At 60.9% G+C, this 6,510-nt stretch carries 6 protein-coding genes; 1 reads left to right on the top strand and 5 read right to left on the bottom strand.

Annotated features, from left to right (window positions below; genetic code table 11):
* Positions 1-1,640 (bottom strand): type I DNA topoisomerase (gene topA, locus RDL77_RS24580; RefSeq protein WP_288195111.1); only part of this gene is annotated, 1,640 nt, incomplete at its 3' end.
* A 351-nt stretch (positions 1,641-1,991) separates the two neighbouring features.
* Here topA and RDL77_RS24575 point away from each other — a divergent pair.
* Complete coding sequence (locus RDL77_RS24575; protein ID WP_223615165.1) at positions 1,992-2,192, top strand: hypothetical protein; 201 nt, start codon at positions 1,992-1,994, stop codon at positions 2,190-2,192.
* Here the strand turns inward: RDL77_RS24575 and dprA are convergent.
* The 4 genes from dprA to RDL77_RS24555 are packed head-to-tail and all read right to left on the bottom strand — an operon-like array spanning position 2,166 to position 6,169.
* Positions 2,166-3,293 (bottom strand): DNA-processing protein DprA, encoded by a 1,128-nt coding sequence (dprA, locus tag RDL77_RS24570; RefSeq protein ID WP_288195110.1) that lies wholly within the window; start codon positions 3,291-3,293, stop codon positions 2,166-2,168. The genes RDL77_RS24575 and dprA overlap by 27 nt on opposite strands.
* Entirely contained in the window at positions 3,290-3,898 is a 609-nt protein-coding gene (gene plsY / locus RDL77_RS24565; protein WP_288195109.1) for a glycerol-3-phosphate 1-O-acyltransferase PlsY, read from the bottom strand. The genes dprA and plsY overlap by 4 nt, the downstream gene beginning before the upstream one ends.
* Positions 3,899-3,920: 22 nt before the next feature.
* Entirely contained in the window at positions 3,921-5,207 is a 1,287-nt protein-coding gene (locus tag RDL77_RS24560) for a dihydroorotase (protein WP_288195108.1), read from the bottom strand.
* The gene (locus RDL77_RS24555; RefSeq protein ID WP_223615161.1) at positions 5,204-6,169 is read right to left on the bottom strand and encodes an aspartate carbamoyltransferase catalytic subunit; all 966 of its coding nucleotides are present in this window, start codon (positions 6,167-6,169) and stop codon (positions 5,204-5,206) included. The genes RDL77_RS24560 and RDL77_RS24555 overlap by 4 nt, the downstream gene beginning before the upstream one ends.
* Positions 6,170-6,510: the final 341 nt, after the last annotated feature.

The following is a 6,510-nucleotide window of genomic DNA, read 5'->3' as shown; positions in this document are numbered from 1 at the left end:
ATCTCGTCGAGCTTTTCCTCCAGATCGGCGGTGAAATCATACTCGACATAGCGCTGGAAAAAGCTCTCGAGGAACGCAATGACCAGGCGGCCCTTGGCTTCGGGAATGAGCTTGCGCTTTTCGATGGTGATGTATTCGCGGTCGCGCAGGGTGGCGAGGGTCGCCGCATAGGTCGAGGGACGGCCGATGCCGAGCTCTTCCATCCGCTTGATCAGCGTGGCTTCGGAATAGCGCGGCGGCGGTTCGGTCGAGTGCTGCGTCGCGTTGATCTTTTCGCGGGCAAGGGCCTCGCCGGCGCGGATTTCGGGCAGGCGGGCGCCGTCCTCGTCGACATCCTCTTCCTCGCGGTGATCCACATAGGCACCGAGGAAGCCGTCGAACTTCACCACGGAACCATTGGCCCGCAGCTGGGCAAAACTTGAACCGTTCTGCGCGTCGATGTCCACGACAGTCCGTTCGATATCGGCCGATTGCATCTGGCTGGCGATGGCGCGCTTCCAGATCAGCTCATAGAGCCGCGCCTGATCGGCATCGAGGAACTGGCGCACATCCTTCGGGTGGCGGTTGAAATCGGTCGGGCGGATGGCTTCGTGCGCTTCCTGGGCGTTCTTTGCCTTGGTCGAGTAGAAGCGCGGCTTCTCCGGCACGTATTTTTCGCCGAATACCTTGCTGATCGTCTCACGGGCCGCCTGAACCGCTTCCGGCGCCATCTGCACGCCGTCCGTACGCATATAGGTGATCAGACCGGCGGTCTCGCCGCCAAGGTCCATGCCTTCATACAGCCGCTGGGCGATCTGCATGGTGCGCGAGGCCGAGAAGCCGAGCTGGCCGGATGCCGCCTGCTGCAGGGTGGAGGTGGTGAAGGGCGGTCCGGGATTGCGCTTGGTCGGCTTGGCTTCGACGGATGCCGCCTTGAAGCTCGCGCCCTCCAGCATGGTGCGCAGCGCACCGGCCTGTTCGGCGTTCTTGATATCGAGCTTGGCAAGCTTCTTGCCGTCGACGGAAATCAGCCGCGCTTCGAAGCCGTCATTGCGCGGTGTCTTCAAGAGCGCTGCAATGTTCCAGTATTCCTCACGCACAAAGCGTTCGATCTCGGCTTCGCGGTCGGCGACGAGCCGTAGGGCGACCGATTGCACGCGGCCGGCGGAGCGGGCGCCGGGCAGTTTGCGCCAGAGCACCGGCGACAGGGTGAAGCCGAAGAGATAGGCAAGCGCACGCCGGGCGAGATAGGCATCCACCAGCGGCATGTCGATGTCACGCGGATTGGCCATGGCGTCGAGCACCGCGTTCTTGGTGATCGCATTGAACACCACGCGCTTGACCGGCTTGGTGCCGATGGCCTTCTTCTGCCGCAGCACTTCCAGGACGTGCCAGGAGATTGCTTCACCCTCGCGATCCGGATCGGTTGCGAGTATGAGGCCGTCACTGTCTTTCAGGGCCTTGACGATATCGCCCAGACGTTTGGCCGATGCCCCGTCGACTTCCCACGACATGGCGAAATCTTCGTCCGGGCGAACGGACCCGTCCTTGGCAGGCAGATCACGGACATGGCCGAACGAGGCCAGAACCGTATAGCCTGAACCCAGATATTTGTTGATTGTTTTAGCCTTTGCGGGCGATTCGACGACGACAACGTTCATTATTGAATTGGGCTTTCCTGCTCTTGTCACATTACAAAAGCACAGTTTTCACTTCGAAACAGGTCTTGTGAAATGAACAGGCTTGCTCGGAACGTCAAGGCCTGTGCGTGAAAAATCGTTAAATGCAACTTAAAGTTGCTATTTGAAATATTGCAATTAATGATATTATCCATACATCTCAGGCGCTTTATTGAGAAAGGCAGCGAGTCCCGCCTTTTTTAAGAAAGCGAATCACTATTTGATTGTTTTTGTGGAGGTTCGGACTGGCAAACTGTGAAATCCACCGGATTAAAGACCTATATAATATAACTTTATTTATTTCTGTATAAATGCGTATTTAAGGACGAAGTCATGGGTGAGAACAAGTTCAGTCGGACAGAAAACATAAGATATATTCAGCAAATGCTGGGAGAATTGCGCAGTATGGCCAAGTTGAATGACCTGGACATGCTGGCCTATCTGATCGAAATCGCTTACATCGAAAGCAATGATCTTTTGGCAAAAGAGACAAATATTGTCTCCCCTCTAAAGAAGCGAAACACTTCCACCTGAGTGACGCTGCAGCCGGCCGGCCAGATCGAGTTCGAGCAGAATAAGCGATATGGCCGCCGGATGAATTCCGCTTGTCCTGATGAGTTCGTCGACATCGGCGGGCGTTGGACCCAAAAGGGTGACGATCCGGTCGCGGTCTGTCTCGTTGGGCGGGGGAATCGACGGAAAGGCGGATTCCGGCGCGAAAAATGCCGTATCGTCGAGGGAGGGCCGGTCCACAAGCGGTCCGATGGCCGACAGGATGTCGGCGGTTTCAGTCACGAGAATGGCGCCGTTCTTCAGAAGCGCATTGGTGCCCTTTGCGCGCGGGTCGAGCGGCGAACCGGGGACGGCGAAAACCAGGCGGCCGAGTTCCCCGGCAAAACGGGCGCTGATCAGCGAGCCGGATCGCTCCGCCGCCTCGACAACCAGCAGGCCGAGGGAAAGCGCCGCGATGATTCTGTTGCGGCGCGGAAAATCCCGGGCGCGCGGCTCCCAGCCGAACGGCATTTCGCTGATGACGGCGCCGCCGCTTGCGGGGATCGCTGCGAAGAGGTCGAGATTATCCGGCGGATAGGGCTTGTCCAGGCCGCCGGCCATGACGGCAACGGTGCCGCTGTCAAGGCTTGCCTCATGCGCCGCCTTGTCGATGCCGCGGGCAAGTCCTGACACAACGGCATAGCCCGCCTGTCCCAATTCCCGTGCAATGATCCGCGTGAGTTTGATCCCGATGAGCGAGGCATTGCGCGCGCCGACAATGGCGACAGCTGGCAGGCGAAACACCGCCGCATCGCCCTTGATCGCCACCAGCGGCGGCGGATTGTCGGCGTGGCGCAGATAGCGGGGATAGTCGGGTTCGCCGATACCGGTGAAGACGGCACCCATGCGCGCGGCCATCGCCATTTCGCGCCGGGCCTCATCGAGGCTGCCAATCCGGATGGGACGGCGGCCGCCGCCGCGCCGCACCAGTTCCGGCAGCATTTCCAGAGCGTCGGAAGCCGAGCCGTAGCGGGCAATCAGATGGCGGAAGGTGACCGGGCCGACATTCTCACTGCGGATCAGCCGAAGCCAGCTCAGTCGCTGGCTGTCAGAAAGGCGGATGCCTTTCTGATCCTCCGTCACCCCTTGGACCCGATCTTGCCCTCGGTGCCGGCCAGGAGGCGCTCGATGTTGGCGCGGTGTTTGATGAAGACGACGACCGTCAGGATGAGGAAGAGCAGGGCGATGGCGTGGTAGCCCATGACATAGAGAATGATCGGGGTGGCAACCGCCGCGATCAGCGCCGACAGCGAGGAATAGCGGGTGGTGTAGGCAATGATCAGCCAGATGGCGGCGAAGATCAGCGCCACCTGCCAGACAAGGCCGAGCAGGACGCCGAGATAGGTGGCGACGCCCTTGCCGCCCTTGAATTTCAGCCAGACCGGAAAGATGTGCCCGAGAAAGGCGCCGAGACCGGCGACAATGGCGGCCTGCGGGCTGATGGCGCCGGCAATGAGTACGGCAGCGGTTCCCTTGAACATGTCAAGCAGCAGCGTTGCCGCCGCCAGCTTCTTGTTGCCGGTGCGCAGCACGTTGGTGGCGCCGATATTGCCGGAGCCGATGCTGCGCACGTCGCCGAGGCCCGCGAGCCGTGTCAGGATCAGCCCGAACGGAATGGAGCCGAGCAGGTAGCCCAGGACCAGCGCGGCGAAAAGATATCCTGCCTGCCCGTTGATGAAATCCGACATGCTCTCTTCCCCGGTTTTCTCTTCAGATGGTGAAAACGGACTTGCCCGCCACAAATGTCTGCAGAACGCGGCCCTGGAAACGGGCGCTTTCAAAACAGCTGTTCTTGGAGCGCGACCGCAGCTGTTCTTCCTTCACAATCCACGGCTCGTCAAGATCGACTATGGTCATATCCGCCCGGGCGCCCGGCTTGAGCGTGCCCGCATCGAGGCCGAAAATTTTGGCCGGGCCGCTGGAAAGCGCTTCGACGATGCGGATCAGCGGCACGTCGCCATTGTGATAGAGCCGCAGGGCGGCGCCGAGCAGGGTTTCCAGGCCGATGGCCCCGGCCGCCGCATCGGCGAAGGGCAGGCGCTTGGTATCGACATCCTGCGGATCGTGCGATGAGACGATGATGTCGATGGTGCCGTTGCGCAGCGCCTCGACCATGGCCAGCCGGTCCTCCTCGAGCCGCAGCGGCGGCTGCAGGCGGAAGAAGGTGCGGAACTCGCCGATGTCGTTCTCATTGAGCGAAAGATGGTTGATGGAGACGGCAGCGGTGGCATTGACGCCGTTCTGCTTGGCGCGGGCCACCACCTCGGCGGACATGGCCGTCGAGATTTGCGCCGCGTGATAGGCGCCTTTGGTCAGGGCGGCGAGACGCAGGTCGCGTTCGAGCGGAATGACTTCCGCTTCGCGCGGGCTGCCGGAAAGGCCGAGCCAGCTGGCATAGAGGCCTTCATTCATCACGCCCGATATGCCGAGATAGGGATCCTGTGTCTCGTGCGACAGGACAACCCCGAAATCCCTGGCATAGGTGAGCGCACGGCGTAAGAGCTGGGTATCGGCGATGGAATTGCGCCCCTCCGTGATCGCCACGGCACCCGCCGCGCGCAGCAGGCCGATTTCGGTCATTTCCTGGCCCTGCAATCCTTTGGTGACCGCCGCCGCCGGATAAACATTGACCACGGCCGTGTCGCGCGCCGTGCGGCGGACGAATTCGACCAGCGCCACATTGTCGATCACCGGATCGGTGTCCGGCATCATGATGATGGAGGTCACGCCGCCGGCCGCTGCCGCCTGGCTGGCCGAGGCGATGGTTTCGCGGTGTTCGCCACCGGGCTCGCCGATGAAGACGCGGGCATCGACGAGGCCCGGCAAGACGGTTTTTCCCGTGCAGTCGATAACCGTCGCCCCTTCGGGCGCACCCTGGTTGCGGGCATCGGCGCCGCTGGCAACGATGCTGCCGTTCCTGACGATGATTGTTCCGGTCTCATCGAGACCGCGGGATGGATCGACGATCCGGGCATTGTGCAGAACGGTCGTGCTCATCCCGCTACTCCTTCCGCGTTGCGGCGCGGGTCCAGCAGCGCTTCCATCACCGCCATGCGCACGGCAACGCCCATTTCAACCTGTTCCTGAATGACGCTCTGCGAGCCGTCGGCCACATCCGAGGCGATTTCGACGCCGCGGTTCATCGGTCCGGGATGCATGACCAGCGCGTCGGGCTTGGCATGTTTGAGCTTTTCGCGATCAAGCCCGTGATAGTGGAAATATTCGCGCACAGACGGCACGAAGGCACCCGCCATGCGCTCGCGCTGCAGGCGCAGCATCATCACCACATCGGCGTCCTTCAAACCTTCTTCCATGGAGTTGAAAACCTCGACGCCCATCTGGCTGATCCCTGCAGGCAGGAGGGTCGAGGGGGCGATGACGCGCACCCGCGCCCCGAGCGCATTCAGCAGGAGGATGTTGGAGCGGGCCACGCGCGAATGCAGCACGTCACCGCAGATCGCCACGATCAGCCGGGCAACCTTGCCCTTGGCGCGCCGGATCGTCAGCGCATCGAGCAGGGCCTGCGTCGGGTGTTCATGCGCGCCGTCGCCGGCATTGACCACCGAGCAGCCCACCTTTTGCGCCAGCAGGGCGGCGGCACCGGCGGAGCCGTGCCGGATGATCAGGATATCCGGCCGCATCGCATTCAGCGTCATGGCGGTATCGATCAGCGTTTCGCCCTTTTTCACCGAGGAATTGCCGACCGACATGTTCATCACATCGGCGCCGAGCCGCTTTCCGGCCAGTTCGAACGATGACTGTGTCCGGGTCGAAGCCTCGAAGAACAGGTTGATCTGCGTCCGCCCGCGCAGGACACTCTTTTTCTTCTCGGACTGGCGCGAAACCGCCACCTCGCTGTCGGCAAGGTCGAGAAGAATATTGATGTCCTCGGGGGAAAGGTTCTTGATGCCAAGCAAATGGCGGTGGGGAAACAGGAGGGGGAGCGTTTTTGATGTCATATCAAGTCCCCCCTATAGGCTTGATGCCGCCGCCCCGCAAGCGTTTGGCAGCATATCCCGCCCTGTTCCCCCTAAAAAATCCCTTGTTCTTATAAGTTCGTGACGCTGCATGAATATTGTGCGTGGTTCGACAAGCTCACCATGAGGGAGGTGGTTTGGCTGCAATGCCAATCTGACAGGTTGCAGAATATGACTTCCTGCAATCCTCACTCTGCCTCATGGTGAGCAACTGTGTTTAAGATTGTGTTTCGGGTTGCCAGTCCTGATCGTTTTTGATCATGGCGTTGAGGGTGACGATGAGTTTGCGCATGATGGCGACGATGGCCAGCTTGAAGGGTTTT

It is taken from the genome of uncultured Phyllobacterium sp. (assembly GCF_902479695.1).
GTDB lineage: Bacteria > Pseudomonadota > Alphaproteobacteria > Rhizobiales > Rhizobiaceae > Phyllobacterium > Phyllobacterium calauticae.
This window is presented reverse-complemented; position numbering and strand designations above follow the sequence as displayed.